Origin of the sequence: Anabaena sp. PCC 7108, from assembly GCF_000332135.1 — a bacterium.
Taxonomy (GTDB): Bacteria; Cyanobacteriota; Cyanobacteriia; order Cyanobacteriales; family Nostocaceae; genus Anabaena.
This window is the reverse complement of sequence record NZ_KB235896.1, coordinates 2,688,074-2,708,191: the sequence shown is the minus strand read 5'-3', so window position 1 is coordinate 2,708,191 and position 20,118 is coordinate 2,688,074. Positions and strand designations below refer to the sequence as shown.

General features: G+C 38.6%; 19 protein-coding genes and 1 pseudogene. 18 read left to right on the top strand and 2 right to left on the bottom strand.

The window, feature by feature from the left end; translation table 11 throughout:
• Positions 1-156 precede the first annotated feature (156 nt).
• From sufB to ANA7108_RS0112785, 13 genes are all read left to right on the top strand, one after another.
• On the top strand, positions 157-1,596 hold the full coding sequence (gene sufB / locus ANA7108_RS0112845; RefSeq protein ID WP_016951202.1) for a Fe-S cluster assembly protein SufB: 1,440 nt from the start codon (positions 157-159) through the stop codon (positions 1,594-1,596).
• A gap of 90 nt (positions 1,597-1,686) precedes the next feature.
• A complete protein-coding gene (sufC, locus tag ANA7108_RS0112840; protein ID WP_016951201.1) occupies positions 1,687-2,472 on the top strand; it encodes a Fe-S cluster assembly ATPase SufC in 786 nt (261 codons plus the stop codon).
• The gene (sufD, locus tag ANA7108_RS0112835) at positions 2,472-3,821 is read left to right on the top strand and encodes a Fe-S cluster assembly protein SufD (RefSeq protein ID WP_016951200.1); all 1,350 of its coding nucleotides are present in this window, start codon (positions 2,472-2,474) and stop codon (positions 3,819-3,821) included. Before sufC ends, sufD begins: the two co-directional genes overlap by 1 nt.
• 121 nt (positions 3,822-3,942) lie before the next feature.
• Positions 3,943-5,208: a cysteine desulfurase gene (locus tag ANA7108_RS0112830; protein WP_016951199.1), complete on the top strand. Its 1,266-nt coding sequence runs from the start codon at positions 3,943-3,945 to the stop codon at positions 5,206-5,208.
• Between the two features lie 57 nt (positions 5,209-5,265).
• Complete coding sequence (locus tag ANA7108_RS0112825) at positions 5,266-5,523, top strand: hypothetical protein (RefSeq protein ID WP_016951198.1); 258 nt, start codon at positions 5,266-5,268, stop codon at positions 5,521-5,523.
• Positions 5,524-5,632: 109 nt separating this feature from the next.
• Positions 5,633-6,265, top strand: a complete 633-nt coding sequence (locus ANA7108_RS0112820; RefSeq protein WP_016951197.1) for a Uma2 family endonuclease — start codon at positions 5,633-5,635, stop codon at positions 6,263-6,265.
• 125 nt (positions 6,266-6,390) lie between these two features.
• Entirely contained in the window at positions 6,391-6,771 is a 381-nt protein-coding gene (locus ANA7108_RS0112815; protein WP_016951196.1) for a deaminase, read from the top strand.
• 2 nt (positions 6,772-6,773) lie between these two features.
• Positions 6,774-7,283 carry a hypothetical protein gene (locus tag ANA7108_RS0112810; RefSeq protein ID WP_016951195.1) on the top strand — a complete coding sequence of 170 codons (510 nt, stop codon included), beginning with the start codon at positions 6,774-6,776 and terminating at the stop codon, positions 7,281-7,283.
• A gap of 269 nt (positions 7,284-7,552) precedes the next feature.
• Entirely contained in the window at positions 7,553-9,094 is a 1,542-nt protein-coding gene (locus tag ANA7108_RS0112805; protein WP_016951194.1) for a type II CAAX prenyl endopeptidase Rce1 family protein, read from the top strand.
• A gap of 1,024 nt (positions 9,095-10,118) precedes the next feature.
• Positions 10,119-10,394 (top strand): TM2 domain-containing protein, encoded by a 276-nt coding sequence (locus ANA7108_RS0112800; protein ID WP_016951193.1) that lies wholly within the window; start codon positions 10,119-10,121, stop codon positions 10,392-10,394.
• 70 nt (positions 10,395-10,464) lie between these two features.
• The gene (locus ANA7108_RS28820; protein WP_158318361.1) at positions 10,465-10,701 is read left to right on the top strand and encodes a hypothetical protein; all 237 of its coding nucleotides are present in this window, start codon (positions 10,465-10,467) and stop codon (positions 10,699-10,701) included.
• A 401-nt stretch (positions 10,702-11,102) separates the two neighbouring features.
• Positions 11,103-13,508, top strand: coding sequence for a cation-translocating P-type ATPase (locus tag ANA7108_RS0112790; RefSeq protein WP_016951191.1), 2,406 nt, complete (start codon positions 11,103-11,105; stop codon positions 13,506-13,508).
• 220 nt (positions 13,509-13,728) lie between these two features.
• The gene (locus tag ANA7108_RS0112785) at positions 13,729-14,229 is read left to right on the top strand and encodes an FHA domain-containing protein (RefSeq protein WP_016951190.1); all 501 of its coding nucleotides are present in this window, start codon (positions 13,729-13,731) and stop codon (positions 14,227-14,229) included.
• Positions 14,230-14,397: 168 nt separating this feature from the next.
• Here the strand turns inward: ANA7108_RS0112785 and ANA7108_RS0112780 are convergent, their stop codons facing one another.
• Both ANA7108_RS0112780 and ANA7108_RS0112775 read right to left on the bottom strand, forming a co-directional pair.
• The gene (locus tag ANA7108_RS0112780) at positions 14,398-14,745 is read right to left on the bottom strand and encodes a hypothetical protein (RefSeq protein ID WP_016951189.1); all 348 of its coding nucleotides are present in this window, start codon (positions 14,743-14,745) and stop codon (positions 14,398-14,400) included.
• A gap of 198 nt (positions 14,746-14,943) precedes the next feature.
• Entirely contained in the window at positions 14,944-15,300 is a 357-nt protein-coding gene (locus ANA7108_RS0112775; RefSeq protein ID WP_016951188.1) for a Rieske (2Fe-2S) protein, read from the bottom strand.
• 481 nt (positions 15,301-15,781) lie between these two features.
• On the opposite strand from ANA7108_RS0112775, the pseudogene ANA7108_RS30935 reads away from it, so the two are divergent.
• The 5 genes and pseudogenes from ANA7108_RS30935 to ANA7108_RS0112755 form a co-directional block, all read left to right on the top strand.
• A pseudogene (locus ANA7108_RS30935) lies at positions 15,782-15,997 on the top strand (hypothetical protein); the annotation flags it as partial.
• A gap of 388 nt (positions 15,998-16,385) precedes the next feature.
• On the top strand, positions 16,386-18,092 hold the full coding sequence (gene kaiC / locus ANA7108_RS0112770) for a circadian clock protein KaiC (RefSeq protein WP_016951187.1): 1,707 nt from the start codon (positions 16,386-16,388) through the stop codon (positions 18,090-18,092).
• Between the two features lie 227 nt (positions 18,093-18,319).
• Complete coding sequence (locus tag ANA7108_RS0112765) at positions 18,320-18,628, top strand: circadian clock KaiB family protein (protein ID WP_016951186.1); 309 nt, start codon at positions 18,320-18,322, stop codon at positions 18,626-18,628.
• A gap of 93 nt (positions 18,629-18,721) precedes the next feature.
• The gene (locus ANA7108_RS0112760) at positions 18,722-19,081 is read left to right on the top strand and encodes a circadian clock KaiB family protein (protein ID WP_016951185.1); all 360 of its coding nucleotides are present in this window, start codon (positions 18,722-18,724) and stop codon (positions 19,079-19,081) included.
• Between the two features lie 93 nt (positions 19,082-19,174).
• Positions 19,175-20,053 carry a PAS domain S-box protein gene (locus ANA7108_RS0112755; RefSeq protein WP_016951184.1) on the top strand — a complete coding sequence of 293 codons (879 nt, stop codon included), beginning with the start codon at positions 19,175-19,177 and terminating at the stop codon, positions 20,051-20,053.
• Positions 20,054-20,118 lie beyond the last annotated feature (65 nt).

Genomic DNA, 20,118 nt, shown 5'->3' with positions numbered 1-20,118 from the left:
TAATCTATCGTACAATGAAAATAGATTAAACAACAGCCGAGTTGTTTTAGTCGTTAAACCCATTCTAGCAGTCCTGTTAGGAATCGGTAACAGAAAACGGGAATTAGCTTTTTTGCAGCCCGTCGCCCGTCCTTTAAAGAGAACACAAGAGAACCGATGAGCGCATCCGTCACTACCTTAGTCAACCAACCTTACAAGTACGGCTTTGTTACCGATATTGAAGCCGATACTATCCCCCGTGGGTTAAGCGAAGATGTTGTCCGCCTGATTTCCGCCAAAAAGAATGAGCCGGAATTCATGTTGGAATATCGCCTCCGCGCTTACCACCAATGGCTGAAAATGACAGAACCAACTTGGTCTCATGTCGAATATCCGCCTATTAATTATCAGGATATTATTTATTATTCCGCGCCGAAACAAAAAAAAGCCAAACTCAACAGTTTAGATGAAGTTGATCCTACTTTACTGGAAACCTTCGCCAAATTAGGTATTCCTTTAAATGAACAAAAGCGATTAACTAATGTTGCTGTTGATGCGATTTTTGATAGTGTTTCTGTCGCCACTACATATAAAGAGAAACTTGCCAAAGATGGCGTAATTTTCTGTTCTTTTTCGGAAGCGCTGCAAGAACACCCAGAACTAATTAAAAAATATTTGGGTAGCGTTGTTCCCATTGCTGATAATTATTTTGCAGCTTTAAATGCGGCTGTATTTAGTGATGGTTCTTTCGTTTATATTCCCAAAGGATTAAAATGTCCCATGGAATTGTCTACATATTTCCGCATTAACTCCGGTGATACAGGACAATTTGAACGGACTTTAATTGTCGCCGAAGAAGGAAGTTATGTTTCTTATTTAGAAGGTTGTACAGCACCAATGTACGATAGCAACCAATTACACGCAGCAGTCGTCGAATTGGTAGCTTTAGATAACGCAGAAATTAAATATTCTACTGTGCAGAACTGGTACGCTGGCGATGTTAATGGGAAAGGTGGAATTTACAACTTTGTAACCAAACGTGGTTTGTGTCAAGGTGTCAATTCTAAGATTTCTTGGACTCAAGTAGAAACAGGTTCTGCTATTACTTGGAAGTATCCTAGTTGCGTTTTGATTGGTGATAATTCCGTCGGTGAATTTTACTCGGTTGCATTAACAAATAATATGCAGCAAGCTGATACTGGAAGTAAGATGATTCACGTTGGTAAAAATACTCGCAGTACAATTATTTCTAAAGGAATTTCTGCTGGTAAATCTAGCAATAGTTACCGGGGTTTGGTGAAGATTAATCCTACTGCTAAGGGTGCAAGAAATTATTCTCAATGTGATTCGATGTTGATTGGGGATAATGCTCAAGCTAATACTTTTCCTTATATTCAAGTTCAGAATAATACGGGTAAGGTTGAGCATGAAGCTTCTACTTCTAAAATTGGCGAAGATCAATTGTTCTTTTTTGCTCAACGCGGTATTTCTTCGGAAGATGCTATTTCGATGATGATTAGCGGTTTCTGTAAGGATGTTTTTAATCAGCTTCCTATGGAGTTTGCTGTTGAGGCTGATAAGTTGTTGAGTCTGAAGTTGGAAGGTAGTGTTGGTTGATCTGTTTTCGTTGAGGTTCTTTTTTGAATGAACCGCGAAGGGGCGAAGAGCGCGAAGAAAGAGTAAGAAGAGAGAAGAGAGGAAGAGAAGATGATTTTTGAGAATAGTGATTTGATTTTGTCGGTTAAGGATTTGACTGCTGATGTTGATGGAACTCCAATTTTGAAGGGGTTGAATTTGGAAGTTCGCGCTGGGGAGGTTCACGCGATTATGGGACCTAATGGTTCTGGGAAGAGTACGTTTTCTAAGGTTTTGGCGGGACACCCAGCTTATACTGTTACTGGTGGTGAGGTGGTTTTCCAAGGACAAAATCTTTTGGAAATGGAAGCAGCAGACAGGGCTAGAAATGGTGTGTTTTTAGCTTTCCAATATCCTCTGGAAATTCCCGGTGTGAGTAATTTGGATTTTTTACGAGTTGCTTATAATTCTCGTCAGAAAGCTAGAGGTTTGGAAGAGGTTGACGCTTTCGATTTTGATGATTTGGTTGAGGAAAAGTTGGATATTGTGAAGATGAATTCTTCTTTTCTTAACCGCAGTGTGAATGAGGGTTTTTCTGGTGGGGAAAAGAAGCGGAATGAAATTCTGCAAATGGCGATTCTAGAACCAAAGTTGGCGATTTTAGATGAAACTGATTCTGGTTTGGATATTGATGCTCTGAAAATTGTTGCTAATGGGGTTAATCAGTTAACTAATTCCGAAAATGCCACAATTATGATTACTCACTATCAGCGTCTTCTCGATTATATTGTCCCTGATTTTGTTCACGTTATGGCGCAGGGACAAATTATCAGAAGTGGTGGTAAGGAGTTGGCGCTTGAGTTAGAATCTCGCGGTTATGATTGGGTTCTAGAAGAAGCTTTGGGAGTGGGTGTGTAATGTCTATTCCAGTTTCTCTTACTTCTATTCCTGATTCTCTATTAGATAGAGATGCTTTTTTGAGTGGTTTATTAAGTCGGGTAACTACCACAAAATCAGATGGTTGGTTACAAGATTTGCGAGATGGTGCTGTTAATTGGGTGCGTCATTCTGTTATCCCCAATACCCGTGAGGAAGAATGGCGTTTTACTGATTTATCACCGTTGAAACAGGTAGATTTTAAGTTGGGGATGTTTCAGGAAACGTCTTTAGAATCTGATATTTTACCTGAAGTTTCGCAGCGGTTAGTTTTTGTAAATGGTGTTTATGCACCTAATTTATCTAAGACTGAAAATTTACCTTCTGGGTTAATTGTTGGTAATTTGGATGTTTTACCTGGTGAGGTTGTTCGGGAATATTTAGCGCAAGCTGATAGCTTGCGTGGCGTAGCCATAGGTGAGAAGGAAGTTTTTACTGCTCTGAATACTGCGGCTTTAAATGATGTTGCTGTGATATGGGTTAGTAAAAATGTGGTGGTTGAAAACCCAATTCATCTATTATTTGTTTCTGTGTCTGGTGAGTCTGCGACTATTTCCCAACCTCGCGTTTTAGTTGTAGCTGAAGGTAATTCTCAGGTGGGTTTGATTGAAGAATATACGAACCACAGAGACACAGAGAACACAGAGGAAGAGGTTTACTTCACCAATAGTGTTACGGAAATCTGGGTAAATGAAAATGCTCAGGTGAATCACAATAGAATTGTGCGGGAAGGTGAAGCGGCTTTTCATGTGGGGAAAACTGCTGTTACTCAGGCGCGATATAGTCGTTATAATTGTAATGCGGTGACGATTGGTGGAAAAATATCACGTCACAATTTGGAGATTTTGCAAACTGGTGAACAAACAGAAACGACGCTGAATGGTTTAACAGTTATTGCTGATAATCAATTGGCTGATACTCACAGTGCGCTATCTTTAAATCATCCTCATGGTGTGAGTAAACAGTTACATAAGTGCATTATAGGCGATCGCGCTCATGGTGTGTTTAATGGTAAGGTTTTTGTTCCTAAACTGGCGCAGTTAACTGACGCATCTCAATTAAACCGGAATTTGCTATTATCATCTAAGTCGAGAATTGACACCAAACCTCAATTAGAAATCACCGCTGATAACGTTAAATGCGCTCACGGTGCTACTGTCAGTCAATTGGAAGATGATCAAATATTCTACCTGCAAAGTCGCGGTATTGATGAAAATAATGCTCGCAAGTTATTAGTTAATGCTTTCGCAATGGAAATTATTAACTTTATTCCTGTTGCTTCTTTACGAGAAAGTTTGTTGAGAACTGTCACAAGTCTCACGAATAAGTAATTGTGGGTTTTCTGCTAGTTCGTAGTGAGCGATTTATCGCTCAAATTCATAATTTTTAGGACTAAAGTCCTAACTACGAACTTTTTACATTATAGATATTATTCTGAACTTCTTCTAAACAATGGTCATCACTTCTACCAAATCTCTAGCTGATAAAGTTCGTTCTGACTTCCCAATTTTACATCAGGAAGTTCACGGTAAACCCCTAGTTTATCTCGATAATGCGGCTACTTCTCAAAAGCCTTTAGCTGTATTAAATGCTTGGCGTGATTATTACGAACAATATAATTCTAATGTCCATCGTGGCGCACATTTTCTCAGCGGAAAAGCTACAGATGCTTATGAAGCCGCACGGGATAAAATTGCTAGATTTATTAATGCAAAATCACGCCAAGAAATTGTTTACACTCGCAATGCTAGTGAAGCAATTAACTTAGTAGCTTACAGTTGGGGAATGAGCAATTTACAGCCAGGAGATGAAATTATTCTCTCGGTAATGGAACACCATAGTAATATTGTTCCTTGGCAATTTGTCGCTCAAAAAACAGGTGCAATATTAAAGTTTGTCGAATTAACACCGGAAGAAACTTTTGATTTGGAACAGTTTAAACAACTGGTTTCTGAAAAAACAAAACTGGTGTCTATCGTTCATGTTTCTAATACATTGGGTTGTATTAACCCAGCCAAAGAAATCGCCGAAATTGCTCATAGATACGGTGCGAAATTCTTACTTGATGCTTGCCAAAGTGTCCCCCATATGCCTATTGATGTCCAAGAACTTGACTGTGATTGGTTGGTAGCTTCTGGGCATAAAATGTGCGCTCCCACTGGCATTGGTTTTTTGTATGGTAAGTTGGAATTACTAGAAGCAATGCCGCCATTTTTCGGTGGTGGTGAGATGATTGCAGAGGTATATTTAGACCATTCCACCTATGCGGAATTACCCCATAAATTTGAAGCGGGGACTCCGGCTATTGGGGAAGCGATCGCACTTGGTGCAGCGATAGATTATCTTACTAATATTGGTATGGATAAAATCCATGCTTATGAAGCCGAATTAACTGCTTATTTATTCGAGCAATTAGGGCAAATACCCCAAATTAGAATCTATGGACCAAAACCTAATGCTCAAGGGGAAGGTAGAGCCGCATTAGCAGCTTTTACAGCAGAAGGTGTTCACGCTAATGATTTAGCAACTTTGTTAGATCAAGAAGGTATAGCTATCCGTTCTGGACATCATTGTACTCAACCATTACACCGTTATTTAAGTTTAGCAGGTACTGCACGGGCGAGTTTATCTTTTTACAATACCCGCGAGGAAATTGATGTTTTCATCAAGGCTTTGAAGGAGACTTTGGAATTTTTTGCTAGTGTGTTTGGTGAGTAAATATCGGGTGGGTATTTCCCACCTTAAACACTCACTCAAACGATTGGGTAAATAATTATGCAAATTAGCTCTCGCTCCCTTCCTATTGCTAGTTCTACTCTGAGAACATTAATTACCGAATTAGGTTCAGAATGTCAAAATGTGACGGCTTTAATTTATCAGCTTCAGTCACCTCACCTCAGTGCTAGACAACAAGCTGAAATTTTGGCAGAGTTGCTAAGTGCTACAATTCATTTGAATGTTCATTGTGGAGATGATTTTCAGGAATTAATTGCTGAAGAAATGGAAAAGTTACCTGATGATGATGAACAATAAATTTAGAGTTAGTATTTCCTACCTTTTTTATGAAAGAATGTTTCTCACGCAGAGGCGCAGAGGCGCAAAGAGAATATCATAGAGATAGGTAAGATTTTAGGTATTTTATATGCTTCTGGAGTCAATTCCTGCTGAACAAAGAACTGTTTTATATAACGTTAGCTGGGATACCTTTGAAGCCTTGTTGAAAGATACAGGTGAGGATAGGGGTTCTCGGTTTGCTTATGACTGCGGTACTTTAGAAATTATGACTCCACTGTTTGAACACGAAAATCCGAAAATACAATTTGACAGATTGATATTTTCTTTAGCTGAAGAATTAGATATAGAAATCAGAAGTGCTGGTTCTACAACATTAAAACGTAAACTTTTTGCAAAGGGAATAGAACCAGATAGTTGCTATTATATCCAAAATGAAGCGGCTATCAGAGGTAGGGAAACTTTAAATTTAGAAATAGATCCTCCTCCTGATTTAGCAGTTGAAATTGATATTACTAGCAGTTCTGTGAATAAGTTTAATATTTATGCGGCTTTAGGTGTGGCTGAATTGTGGAGATATGACGGTGAAGTTTTGAATTTTTATCAATTGGTGGAAAATCAATATGTTGAATTTAAGTTTAGTCTGGCTTTTCCTCTAGTTTCTGTTGGGGATATAAATAGATTTATCCAGCAAAGTAAAACTATGGGTGAAATTGCTTTGTTGAAATCTTTTCGTGTTTGGATACGGGGTAAGATAGGGTAGTTTCCTTTTTGCTAAATATCGTATATAACCACGCTAATTAAGTTTTAACATTTTTATTTTTACTAACAAGTATCATCTAGTTACTTAAATAAAGGAGAGAAACAACGGACAACATTTTTGATGACTTGGCTGAATATAGGCAGCGTCTTAGTTTACCTCCTGCTGGTAGTGAGACAGATAAATCAACAATTGCTAAAATAGAAATAGATAGTCAAAGTTTTTTTGGCATCAATTCTGGTAGTAATCCTAATCCTCGGCAAATAACTTTCAAAGTTAACCCTATTTCTAAAACTCATGCAGAAGCTGATGCTTTTCAACAAGTAAAAAATTCAGGTATTACTGGTAAAAAAGCTCGTTTAATTGTAGATAGAGACCTTTGTGATGCTTGTGGTTTAAGAGGGGGCGTAAATTCTATGGCTTATCAATTAGGTATAGAACAATTAGAAATTATTACTCCCACTGGTACTAAAATAATTGAAGTTACACCCCCAAAAACAAGGAGGTAATAATGTTTGTCAATAAATTATATACAGACAATTGGACAGGAAACAAAAATGAAGAAACATTCATTGAAAATCCAAATTGGCAACAAATTAAAACAGCTATTTGTGAGTTAGATGGTAATACTAAAACTTTAGTCAGTTTAGAAGTAGACGACGAGAGTTATATGATGATTGGTGGGGGTAATGCTGGTAAATATATTGTTACTGCAACTTTAGATAATGAGGTTTTTTATTCTCTCTTGTATCCGGTTGATTATGAAATAGCTAAATCAGATGTTTCTGCTAAAAATAATAATTTATCTATTTTTTATCAAGCATTAATAAATGCAAATAACAATAATGTAAATTCTTCTAATGAGCAAAAATTAATTGTTGGTGGACAGGTGGGAAATTATTCTGATAAAATTTGTGTTAATTTACCTCAATGTTTAATAGCTGCAATCACTTTTGCTGAATCAGGTGAACTTGAACCTTTGTTTGTATGGGAAGAAGATGAATCTTTAGTTACTGCATAATTATCCAGCAAATTGAAGAAAAAGCTGATTTTTTGCTAGTGTGTACAGTGAGTAAATATCAATCCCCTGAATTATTAGCAGATTGTGAGGTGACACTCAATGAACCGGAGTAGGATTTAGAGCGATTCCAGGGCGTAGCGCTATCTCTTCGAGACGCTACCGCGAACGCGATCGCACACACCAACTTAACCAATTCTCCCCAACCTCCCAGACTAGCTTATAATTTCCAAGGGGCGCACGCTCTCCACAGGTAAGTCAAAGGGGGATAGATGACACTTAAGCGGTTGCTGTTAATTGGGCTGACACTGTTAGCAATGATGTTGTCGGGGTTGTCTTTATTTGCTAGTTGGCAAAAACCTCAGTTCCAAAGTCGTCTGGAACTGTATCAAACCAATATTGTGTTACAAGCCCAAGCATGGCAACCAGAAGATAGCAACGACGAGAATTTTCTAGCCATTCGGGAAGCCATACTGGGGGATAAACCCCTAGAAAGTGCTACTAAGCAATATCAACAAGCGCGTGAGTCTGTCCAAACTAATTTAGATAAAGCCAAAAACCAACTTACAAAACAGGTTCCTGAAGACATTGCTCCCGTTACTAAAATCTCACCAGCAGAACAACTGCAAAAGTCTCAGCAGCCTATTAAGCAACTGCAAAAATTGCAGGATGAGTTAGATTTAAGGCTGGGAATATTACAAGCAAAGCAAGGAAAACTGGATAGCGCCTTCAAAACTTGGAGTCAATTACAGCAACGCTCAGATATCAATCTAGAATCTGCGGAAACTGCCAATATATTAAGCGGATTGTGGAGCAATCCTCCTCGTTTACTCCCAAATGCCCAACAATTGATTCAAAAGAATTTAGAAGGTTGGTTTCGCTCTACTGCCCTGGTTCAATTGTATCAACTTCAGCAACGTCAAGACGCTTTATCAGCAATTCAATCTACACAACAAAAAACGGCAATCGCAGCCATATGGAAATTAGCGATAATTGCCACTATACCTAGCTTAACCGCTTTGATTGGTCTGATATTGCTGATTGTTTTGGTGATTCAGCGTATACTGAAGGGAAGAGAATCTATACTAGCTCAAAATGCCGATAAACCTTGGTCAACTCCTTGGGATGTAGAAACAATTTTACAGGTTTTTGTCCTAGGCTTTTTCTTAATGGGACAATTATTTATACCCGAATTGTTAACTCTTCTTCCGATTCCTCGTTCCACTGGTAATGCGCGAATTGAGGCTTTCTCTGTTTTGGTTAGTTACCTGCTAGTTGCTTCTGGTGCGTTGTCGGTGCTGTATTTTTCTATCAGACGCTATTTTCCCCTCGCAGAGGAATGGTTTCGCTTCCGTTTCCAAGGGAATTGGTTTTTATGGGGACTAGGTGGCTATTGCACAGCTTTACCTATTGTGGTGATAGTATCTTTAATTAATCAAAAATTGTGGCAAGGGCAAGGTGGTAGCAACCCTTTGTTGCAATTGGCGTTGGAAAGTAGAGATAGTATAGCATTGGGAATATTTTTCTTTACAGCTGCCATAGCTGCACCACTTTTTGAAGAACTTCTGTTTCGAGGCTTTTTATTGCCTTCCTTAACTCGTTATCTGCCTGTGTGGGGATCAATTTTAGTTAGTAGCTTGTTATTTGCTGCTGCTCACTTGAGTTTGTCGGAAATTCTACCGCTGACAGCATTAGGGATGGTATTAGGAGTAGTTTACACGCGATCGCGCAATCTTTTTGCCCCTATGCTTCTCCACAGCCTTTGGAATAGCGGAACATTACTCAGTTTATTTCTTTTAGGTAGTGGAAATTAATACCCTATCTTCACAAATGTAAAAATGCTTAATATTTGATATCAAGTCTGGCTAATTGCTTATCAAAAAAACTCTCCGCGTAAGAGCGTCCCCGTGTCTTGAGCGCGGTTCCCTAATGATAAGTCTTTAACCGGACATGATATGACTGGTTAGCAAGAATAAGCAGCAGCAATAAAAGCGCTCTTAATACTAGACATTCTCATAGAGAATACAACTCAGAAAATAAACTAGGACTTACGCATTTACAGAAAACATCAAATATAAACAGGACTTACGCAACTGGCACATTGGTAGGGTGCGTCAGATATCAACAATCTGTTTATTTGCAGGATTTATGCAGTAGTAAAGCACCCTACAACAGATTTTTAGTGTGACACTTGCGTAAGTCCTAAATCACACTGGTCTAATTGATTTAAGACTTAGCTTTATGGTTATATACATGGGAATCATTAACTGTTAAGGATTTCTCAAACGCAAAAAAATATGTGTGCATATGCACTGACTCAACCACAATAAAAGTGTATATTTATATTTGAAGTAAACTAAAAAAGTCCGGATCTACTAGCATTAGACTTGTAGAAAATAGTAGGGTGTCGTAGTTTTCATAGACAATTTAGGGTTAATTATCTTCAGGAGAAAATTTAAGCCTATAAATCTACAAATCTGCTGCATTTAAATTTGTCAGTAAATTGACCAAAAATAATTGAGAACCGTGATATTTTCAGGTGTCATCAGACTATCTCCTCATACTAAGTTGAGATAGTTAGTATTGTTTTATATCTCTGGGAAAGCCTATTAGCATAGGTACAAGTTGACCAATTATATCTACTACTCATGGATATCTTGGCTAAACCATTTTCTACTGTTACACCCAAATCTAAAATCTAACATTGGTATCAATTCCATATCCATAAGCTATTTTTGGAATTGTGACGTTTTGGCTTTGGCTAAATATATTTTCTTATGCTCATGAAAATGAGGAATTTAATCTTAGATAACACACGTCAATAAGTAGAACTTAATTATGGCGAATCTTAATCATTCTTACGCTACTAAACAACTTCTCGCTGGCTACGGTGGGATCATTCTTGGAGGATTTGGGATGCATAAATTTATTCTTGGTTATGCCCCAGAAGGTTTTATCATGCTAGTCATTTCAGTTGTTGGTGGTTCTCTCTCCTTTGGTTTTACATTGCTGATTATGCAATTTGTTGGTCTAATTGAAGGCATGATTTACTTAAACAAGAATCATGAAGAATTCGTTAATACTTATTTTGTGAATAGACAAGGGTGGTTCTAGAATTTTGAATCAAAAGCTATAGGAGTCAAATTAGATTCCTAGATGTATTCTCGATATATAGTGATCCGATTTGATTCATGAATTTTTCATGGAGGCAGGGAACAGGGAACAGGGAACAGGGAACAGGAAAGAAGGAACAGGGAACAGGGAACAGGAAAGAAGGAACAGGGAACAGGGAACAGGAAAGAAGGAACAGGGAACAGGGAACAGGGAACAGGGAACAGGAAAGAAGGAACAGGAAAGAAGGATTTTAGTATGTACGGAGTTCTGTATGGCTACGCCAAGGAAGCTATCAAAAATCAAATAGGAGTCCTATATTGGGGAAATTGCCTAATTTATAGACTATTAAATTATCAGCATTCCCAATCTAAAATCTAAAATCTAAAATCTAAAATCTAAAATTGGTAAAATATGCCAATCCTTAAACATAAACAGATTAAGTTGATAATTTTATTGCTAATCGGTATGGCTTATTTCAGCGTTATGTCTAATTTAGAAATTAACTATTTCTACAAAAACCTAATTTTCATGATGCCCATACAGGTGGTAACTGTAATCTATCTGACTTATCGGCGCTGGAGTCGTTAATGGTAGTTTACAATTTAAACATGATTGACATTTGGTCATAGTTACAGATTTCGCCTACCCTCGAAGTAGAGACACCTGTCGTCAGGGATAGAATTTTTATAGCGAATCGAAAAACTTGCCATGCAACTTCTCCCAGAAACCAAACTTGCCCCAGAATCTACCCCAAATACAGAAAAAATTATTTTAGATGTTGAGGGTATGAAATGTGCTGGGTGTGTGACAGCAGTAGAAAAACAGCTAAAACAACATCCAGGAATCAAAAACGTCTGCGTCAACCTAGCAACAGAAGTAGCTGTGGTGGAGGCAGATACTGGTGTGATAGATGCAGAGACACTGGCAAAGGGATTGACAGCAACGGGATTTCCTACTCAAACCCGCACAGCTAATAGCAAAACAGCAGGTGAAACATCTGCTAGACAAGACCCAGCCATCAGACAGCGCCAAGAAATGGTGAGGGCTACCGGACAGTTAGCGATCGCTGGGATGCTACTGCTATTATCAGGAATTGGACATTTTGGTAGTACCGTTTTACCCATATTCAATAACATCTGGTTCCACTGCGGACTAGCCACCCTATCGCTGTTAATTCCCGGCCGCCCGATTTTAATAGATGGTTGGCGTGGTTGGCGACGGGGTGCGCCCAACATGAATACCTTGGTCAGTTTGGGAACTCTGACAGCCTATATTGCTAGTTTGGTAGCGTTGTTGTTCCCCCAAATGGGTTGGGAATGCTTTTTTGATGAACCAGTGATGATGCTAGGCTTTATCCTCCTAGGCAGGACATTAGAACAACAAGCTAGAGGTCGTGCTGCCGCCGCATTTAGGCAATTACTAGCACTCCAGCCGCAGATAGCCAGATTGATTGCTAACCCAGAAGCAGAGAAATTAATAGTAGGGGCAAATATTGTCGAAATACCTGCGGAACAAGTGCGGATTGGTGAATGGTTGCAGGTGTTACCAGGAGATAAAATCCCCGTTGATGGTGAAGTTCGCTTTGGACAAACTACGGTGAATGAATCGATGCTGACTGGGGAAGCCGTACCAGTGATGAAGCAACCAGGAGATGCAGTTGCAGCGGGAACTCTCAATCAGTCGGGTGCGATCGCTATTCAAGCTACCCGTACAGGCAATGATACTACTTTGGCGCAAATTGTGGCTTTGGTAGAAGCAGCCCAAACACGGAAAGCGCCAGTCCAAAAATTAGCAGATACGGTTTCTGGTTATTTTACCTATGGGGTGTTAACAGCTTCTTTGGTAACTTTTCTGTTTTGGTATTTTTTCGGAACTCACATTTGGCCGGAAGTTACCGTTGCCAGTGGGATGGAAATGATGAGTCACTCGGCACAACACTCAGCCCCGAATACACATTACTCCTCACTGTTAATTAGTTTAAAATTAGCGATCTCTTTGATGGTAGTCGCTTGTCCCTGTGCTTTAGGACTAGCAACCCCCACAGCCATTCTCGTCGGTACAGGTTTGGGTGCAGAACGGGGTTTGTTAATCAAAGGTGGTGACGTTTTAGAAAGAGTCCACCAGCTAGATACTGTGGTTTTTGATAAAACAGGAACTCTAACTACAGGTCATCCAACTGTGACAGATTATTTGGTATTTGCAGAAAATGGAGCGGAAAATTCACCTCAGTCCCTTCTCCAACTAGCAGCCGCAGTAGAAAGCGGCACTTACCATCCCTTAGCTAAAGCAATTCACCAAGCAGCACAGCAACAAAAGTTATCAATTCCCCATGCTGTAGATTTTCATACTGAACCAGGATTAGGAGTGTCGGCTGTAGTCGAAGGCAAAAAAGTACTTTTAGGTAATTGGCATTGGTTGAATATCCACGGAATTGCCCTTAGTGAAACCGCACAACAGCAAGGGCAAAAATTGGCAGTAGCGGGTAAAACAGTGATTGGTATGGCAGTGAATGGCACTTTAGCTGGATTAATTGCTGTCAGTGATACCCTCAGACCAGATGCAAAAGCCACGGTAGACAAGTTGCGTCAAATGGGTTTACGGGTTATTCTCCTCAGCGGTGATAGATTAGAAGCAGCCAGTGCGATCGCAGCGCAACTAGGATTAGATACTAGTGATGTCATGGCAGGTATCCTCCCAGGGAAGAAAGCCGAAGCAATACAGACTCTTCAAACTGGGGAACATCAATCCGTTGTGGCCATGGTAGGAGACGGCATCAATGATGCTCCAGCTTTATCTCAAGCAGACGTAGGAATTGCTTTACACTCTGGCACAGATGTGGCTATGGAAACAGCAGAAATTATCCTGATGAGGGACTGTTTGAGCGACGTTGTCCAATCAATTCAACTGAGTCGTGCCACTTTCAACAAAATACGTCAAAATTTATTCTGGGCTTTTGCATATAATACAATTGGTATTCCCTTAGCAGCGGGTCTTTTGCTACCGAGTTTGGGTTTTGTTCTTAGTCCATCTAGCGCAGCAGCGCTCATGGCTTTTAGCTCAGTTAGTGTCGTCACTAATTCAGTTTTGTTACGTCGCTCTGCAAATTTATCTTAAAATTATCACTGGGAGGCAAAACCTGAATAGCTCCTATTTTGGATCATACCCCTGGAGTTATCAGCAGGAAAATAAATTTAATTTTGCCCGACTACTTATCTAAAGTCCTCCCAGAGACAATATACTCATATAAGCAAAAACAATATACTATTCCTGACTTTAGTCATGTGTAATTTCGATGTTAATTAGATTTACTATGAGATAATTTTCTCTAAAAATCATGGTAGAAAAAGATACTCATTCAATTCTTGCGTATCCCAGTTCCACAAATTTTAGTAACCATCTGTCAATGGCAGCAGAACCTAATGAAAACCATCTACTGATCCTAGAAGACGATCAAGGACGTAAGGAGTTTCCTCTTGAAAATTCCGTCTACTCTATCGGTAGAGATCGTAATTGCAATATCCGGTTGATATCTCAGTTTGTCTCTCGTCACCATGCTACATTAGTCCGATTTCCACGCAAGAATCTTAATAATAGCTATTATTACCGGATTATAGATGGCGATCCTAAAGGCAAGCCTAGTGCTAACGGCTTAGTGATTAACGGACGCAAAATACCAACCCATAACCTAAAAAATGAAGACGAAATTGTCTTTGGTCCCCAAGTACGTGCTATTTACTATGTCCTAAAAAAGACTCATAATGCCGGACAAACTGATGCTTGTGAGTATGATATTACATTAATAAACCCAGGCATGACTGAAGATATGGAGGACTGATAGCATTACAGGAATTGGCGTTGCTGAATAAGGGGATGATTGAGGCTGACGCGGGGACGCGGGGACGCGGTGATTATATATTGATGCAGATTCTCAAATCATCCCGCAATTATGCAACGCCCAGGAATTTAAGCTGCTAGTACCTAGTGTTACTAGCAACTTACATGATTATCCGGCAATACTTTCAATGAGATGCCAATGTCGGCTGTGTTCAATTGCTTGCTTGACAAAATCAAATATTTGTCGGCAATGATTATTCAATTGGAGTGGTAGTTCTTCATTTTTAATCACAATACTTAACCGGGTTTCCGTTTCCGTAGCAGTAGATTTGTCAATGAGTACTTCAATGGTCACTAATTTAGAAAAAGATACATTACCAGGAATTTCACGAGCCATAATGTAGTCTGCTGTATAGTATTGAACATCTAAGTCACAATCTTGCAGTAGATCTATAAGTAAGGCTTGAAGATGCTCAATGGGAACAGAAACAATAAATGAACAGGTATAGCGAGCCATAATAGCCCCACGCCTTGCAACACTCCGTCCATCCTATACTACTGAAGCAAATAAAAGGCAAGTTGTTATAAATTTATTCTCTGAAGGCGACTTTTTTCGTAAGCGATCGCACTACAGTTGAAGAAAAGATGCAGGGGGGGGATGTGGGGACAGATATTCCCCCCGCTTCTTCTGTTCAACTGCACAAGATATTAGCTATTATTCCTCTGGTACATCAACCAAAATATTACCTTCTTCCACACGCAGAGGATATACAGGTAAGCTTTTGGCTTCAGAAACCATTGATAGCAACTTACCCACTCCAGGTGGCCAGGGACACCAGGTTTGTACTTCACCACTACTCAAGTCAAAAGCACTACGATGGAAAGAGCAAACTATCGCCCCATTTTCGATTTTCCCGGATTTCAAGGGTAGTTTTAAGTGAGGGCAGTTATTTTCTACAGCATAAAGCTGATTTTCGTAGTTTAACAGCAAGATTTTTCGCTGACCCACTTTGACAACTTCTCTCGCACCAGGAGCGAGTTTATTAGCTGCTAGAACGCTAATCCAGGCCATACAGTTCTCCTTTGTTTACATATCTGTTCTCAGTTTCCCGCAATTCTGCACGGTGCGATAAAAATTAATAAGTTATATCATGTCCGACTAATCACTTATCAAAAAAATCTCCGCGTCAGTCTAAATGATAAGTAGGGTTTGCTGTTCGCGTAGCGTGGCGTAAGCCATAAAAGTTATCTGTGTTCGCGCAGCGTGACGTAAGTCATGGGCTAGGAGTCAGAATACATCCGTCAGGAGTCAGGAGGAAGAATTAGAAGAAGAGAAGAATCGTCTTGAATCTGGTCAAGTGATAGGCAAATGAACAGTTTCAACGCTTATTCCTTGCACCTGATTCACCTTTTTAACCTTCAAACTCTTGATATATCTAAGTTTTAGCTTTATTAAGCAAGCCCTAAGTATTCAACCGGACATGATACAGCTGTTTCCACTCTTATGAAGTACATCTTAGCCCCCTCATCGCTTGCGGGGAGGGGTTTATTGATACTATAAGTTACACGCTTCTCAACCAATTTTCCCTACTTCTCAACCAGGCAAGTTAACTAAATACAAGCATTTAGGCAAAGCTGGAAGTCCTGCTCACATTGATGCGGTTCTCTCGGTTGCGCGAAGGACTCAGGTTGATTACTTACAATCATGTATTGATTCTCTCCGACAAAACTGGGCTGACTTATACAACAGTCTCAGAGAGAAAAAGTAAGTCTCTCAACTTTTCATGGTTCTCGCAATAGTTACGCGAACTATTTTCTCTTGATCCTACCCCCTCTTTTTCCTTAACCGAACAGTATTACTATGGGGTCTTGTCAGATTTTGGTGATCTTGGTTGGGGGAAGGCAGAAGAAAGAAAGGAAGGAAGGAAGAAGTAGTAAATTCAAGCTTTAAGTTGGCAGTTCGTTATACCTAAATCATGTTTCAATCTTCAAAAAATATTTAAAATTTATAGATAAAATTTTAAAGGGAATGCAGTTAGAAGTTCGGCTGTTGTTTTGAAAATTACATAATTAGCGATTAGCACTGTTTACCATAGCCAAAAAGAAAACATGAATAGAAATAAAGCTTAGTAAATTGTTCTTAGTTAATTAGAGATTATGGTTAGACAAAATACACCTACAAAAAGTAATAAAAAATCTTTGCCTAAATCGCCAACTGGCATTCAAGGCTTAGACGAAATTACTGGTGGTGGACTACCTCAAGGTCGTCCCACATTAGTTTGTGGTGCTGCTGGCTGCGGTAAAACCTTAATGGGAATAGAATTTTTACTCCGTGGTATAACCGAGTATGCAGAACCAGGAGTATTCATTTGTTTTGAAGAAAACCCCGAAGAACTCATACAAAATGTTACCTCTTTGGGGTGGGATTTAGAAGAGTTAATTGTTAACAAACAATTAGCTATTGACCACATCCAGATCGACCCCCAAGAAATTATCGAAGCAGGTAGCTATGATTTAGAAGGTTTATTTCTTCGCATCGGTCTAATGGTAGATGAAATCAAAGCCAAACGAATAGTATTAGATACTATCGAAACCTTATTTGTCGGTTTAAGCAACGCGGCTGTTATCCGTACTGAATTACGTCGTTTATTTAACTGGCTCAAACAAAAAGGCTTAACTGCGATTATCACTGGAGAACAGGGGGACAAGACCCTAACACGCCAAGGTTTAGAAGAATATGTTTCTGACTGCGTAATTAAATTAGACCAACGAATTTATGAAGAACTAGCTACACGACGACTACAAATTATTAAATATCGAGGTTCACGACATGGTTCTAACGAATATCCCTTCTTAATCACTGATGATGGCATTTCTGTCTTACCTATTACCTCCGTTGGCTTAGAACATCAGGTAACAACAGAACGTATTTCCTCTGGTATCCCGCGTTTAGATACCATGCTGGGGGGCAAAGGATTCTTCCGGGGTAGCAGCATTTTAGTTACAGGTACAGCAGGAACTGGTAAAAGCACTATAGCTTGCTATTTTGCTGTGGAAACCTGTCGTCAAAGAGAAAGGTGTCTGTACATAGCTTTAGAAGAAGCACCCCAACAAATTATGAGAAATATGCGCTCAATTGGCTTAGATTTAGAGCCTTATGTACAACAGGGGTTACTCAATTTTCAGGCATTTCGTCCTACTGCCAATGGGTTAGAAATGCACCTAGTGAATTTACACCACTGGATACAGAAATTTAAACCTTCTACCGTGGTAATAGATCCCATGAGTAACATGATATTAAGCGGTACACTCAATCAAACTAAGATGTTTTTTATGCGTTTGATTGATTTTCTCAAATCGCAACAAATAACAGTTTTACTAACTAACCTGAATCCAGGTAATGGCCAAATTTATCAGACAGAAATAGGAGTTTCCTCCCTCATGGATACTTGGATTGACCTACGCACTTTAGAAACCAACGGAGAACGTAACCGACTCTTGTATCTTCTCAAATCTCGCGGTATGGAACACTCTAACCAAGTACGAGAATTTTTAATAACTAAACAAGGTGTGGAACTGCTAGATGTATCTTTAGGGCAAGGAAATGTTTTAACTGGTAGTGCTAGAATTATTCAAGAAGCACAAGAACAATTAGCAGCCAATCAACGCCAACGATTATTAGAGCAAACAAGACGAGAATTAGAATACAAAGAAAAGTTAGTTTCCACGCAGATTTCTGCATTACAGGCAGAATTAGCAGCAGAACAGGAAGAATTTCGCATTCTTATAGAACAAGACACTATTAATAGTCAGAATTTAAGGCAATATAGCCAAAAACTAGCTCAATTAAGAAAAGCCGATTAGCTCGTTTTTTCCCTTTTGTTACAGAAAAAATTTGACTCTATTCTGGGGCTAATTAACATTAGCTAATAAATACTCACATTTGCTCAAAAATTCCTACTTCCTCCCGACTCCTATCCCCTAACGGAAATACTTTCTCAGCAAAACCTAAATTATTTAATTTTAAGAGCGAAGATGAGTATGAGATTCTTCCTCCACTGTCATCATAAAAAATCTCAGGAAATTCTTTTATGCAAGAACACAATACAGTAAACGAATCAAGGATATGGAAGTTACGGCTATATGTAGCTGGACAAACACCAAAATCTGTGGCTGCATTTGCCAATTTAACAAAAATATGTGAGCAAAATCTTTATGGTAAATATCAAATTGAAGTGGTGGATCTACTGCAACATCCTCATCTAGCACGAGAATATAACATATTTGCTATTCCCACTTTAATCCGTCAGCTACCGGTTCCTCTCAAGCAAATTATTGGTGATTTATCTGACAAAGAAAAAGTATTAGTCGGTTTAGAAATCAAGCCAGTTATAAATTAGTAATTATTTAGTAATTATGGCTGACACTACAGGGCTAGATTAGAAACCACACCCGATTTTTATATGATATTCATCATTTGGGGGGAATAAGTTATGAATACTCAAAATGAACAAGAAGATATAAAAGATTTAAGTGCTGACTTTAAACAACTAATTACAAAAGCAGAAAACCCAATTTTTTGTTTACGACTTTATGTGGCAGGTGCTAATTATAATTCTCTGAGGGCTTTACAAAATATCAAACAGATATGTGAAGAACATTTACCTGGTCAGTATCAGTTGGAAGTAATTGACATTTATCAACAACCTGGCTTAGTTTTGGTAGAAAATGTATTCGCTGTACCCACATTAGTGAAAGAATTACCTCTACCAGTAAAAAAAATAATTGGTGATTTATCGAATACTGTCAATGTGCTTGTAGGTTTAAATATTGCACCCGATAACAGGGAATAGGTTTGAAAATCTTTTGATATATCACTTTGTTATCATCTTATACCTTTTGTCGCCTCAATTTCCTGCATATCAGATGAAAAGGAAAATTAAAAAATGAATTTAGATAATTATGCAAACGAAGAATTATTACAAGAAATTCAAGTCCTGCAAACAAGGTTAAAAACAGCTGAAGATACATTAGAAGCAATACATCAAGGTGGAGTTGACGCTTTTGTGATTGCTACTCCAGAAGGTGAGAAAGTATTTACGCTCCAAAGTGGAGATTACACTTATCGTTTGCTAATTGAGCAGATGTCTGAAGGAGCAGTTATTGTCACATCAGAGGGAGGAATTTTATATGCTAATCAAGCATTTGCTAATTTAGTTCAGATTTCTTTAGCAAAGATTATCGGTTCTAAATTTCAAGAATTTATTTTAGAGCAAGATGTTGATAAACTTCAAGCTTTGATGAAAATAAAAAAGCAAGATTTGGTAGCAGCAGGTGAATTCTCGCTCATCAATATTAATCAACAAGAAATATCTGTTTACATTAATGCCAATAGCTTGAATATTAATAGTTATGAGATTACTTGCTTGATTGTGACTGATTTAACTGAAAAACACCAAAATGAACAAATTATAGCTTCAGAGAGATTTGCTAGATCAATTTTAGAACAAGTGGGTGAATCTATAGTAGTTTGTGACGAAACTGGGAAGATTATTCGTGCTAGTCAAGTTTTTAATACTTTATGTGGAACAAATCCTCTTTGGCAAAATTTTGATAATTTAATATCCTTATTTTTCTCTCATTTAGATCCAAATATTATAACTAACATTATCCAATCACTGCCAAATTATGTTCCAGATATAATGGTCGAACATCGCTTTTATATCAGTACAGTTTTACAGGGTCAGATTTATAATGGAGTAGAAGTTTATTTTCAACGTCCTGACGGTCAGCAATTTGATTTATTTCTCAATGCTCGTCCTTGAGTAAACTCAATTGGAGAAATTATTGGCGCAATTGTCAACCTTACAGATATTACAGAACGCAAACG

Coding starts and splice junctions, on each gene's coding strand:
- sufB (WP_016951202.1), top strand. CDS start 157: ATGAGCGCATCCGTCACTACCTTAGTCAACCAACCTTACAAGTACGGC.
- sufC (WP_016951201.1), top strand. CDS start 1,687: ATGATTTTTGAGAATAGTGATTTGATTTTGTCGGTTAAGGATTTGACT.
- sufD (WP_016951200.1), top strand. CDS start 2,472: ATGTCTATTCCAGTTTCTCTTACTTCTATTCCTGATTCTCTATTAGAT.
- ANA7108_RS0112830 (WP_016951199.1), top strand. CDS start 3,943: ATGGTCATCACTTCTACCAAATCTCTAGCTGATAAAGTTCGTTCTGAC.
- ANA7108_RS0112825 (WP_016951198.1), top strand. CDS start 5,266: ATGCAAATTAGCTCTCGCTCCCTTCCTATTGCTAGTTCTACTCTGAGA.
- ANA7108_RS0112820 (WP_016951197.1), top strand. CDS start 5,633: ATGCTTCTGGAGTCAATTCCTGCTGAACAAAGAACTGTTTTATATAAC.
- ANA7108_RS0112810 (WP_016951195.1), top strand. CDS start 6,774: ATGTTTGTCAATAAATTATATACAGACAATTGGACAGGAAACAAAAAT.
- ANA7108_RS0112805 (WP_016951194.1), top strand. CDS start 7,553: ATGACACTTAAGCGGTTGCTGTTAATTGGGCTGACACTGTTAGCAATG.
- ANA7108_RS0112800 (WP_016951193.1), top strand. CDS start 10,119: ATGGCGAATCTTAATCATTCTTACGCTACTAAACAACTTCTCGCTGGC.
- ANA7108_RS0112790 (WP_016951191.1), top strand. CDS start 11,103: ATGCAACTTCTCCCAGAAACCAAACTTGCCCCAGAATCTACCCCAAAT.
- ANA7108_RS0112785 (WP_016951190.1), top strand. CDS start 13,729: ATGGTAGAAAAAGATACTCATTCAATTCTTGCGTATCCCAGTTCCACA.
- ANA7108_RS0112780 (WP_016951189.1), bottom strand. CDS start 14,745: ATGGCTCGCTATACCTGTTCATTTATTGTTTCTGTTCCCATTGAGCAT.
- ANA7108_RS0112775 (WP_016951188.1), bottom strand. CDS start 15,300: ATGGCCTGGATTAGCGTTCTAGCAGCTAATAAACTCGCTCCTGGTGCG.
- kaiC (WP_016951187.1), top strand. CDS start 16,386: ATGGTTAGACAAAATACACCTACAAAAAGTAATAAAAAATCTTTGCCT.
- ANA7108_RS0112765 (WP_016951186.1), top strand. CDS start 18,320: ATGCAAGAACACAATACAGTAAACGAATCAAGGATATGGAAGTTACGG.
- ANA7108_RS0112760 (WP_016951185.1), top strand. CDS start 18,722: ATGAATACTCAAAATGAACAAGAAGATATAAAAGATTTAAGTGCTGAC.
- ANA7108_RS0112755 (WP_016951184.1), top strand. CDS start 19,175: ATGAATTTAGATAATTATGCAAACGAAGAATTATTACAAGAAATTCAA.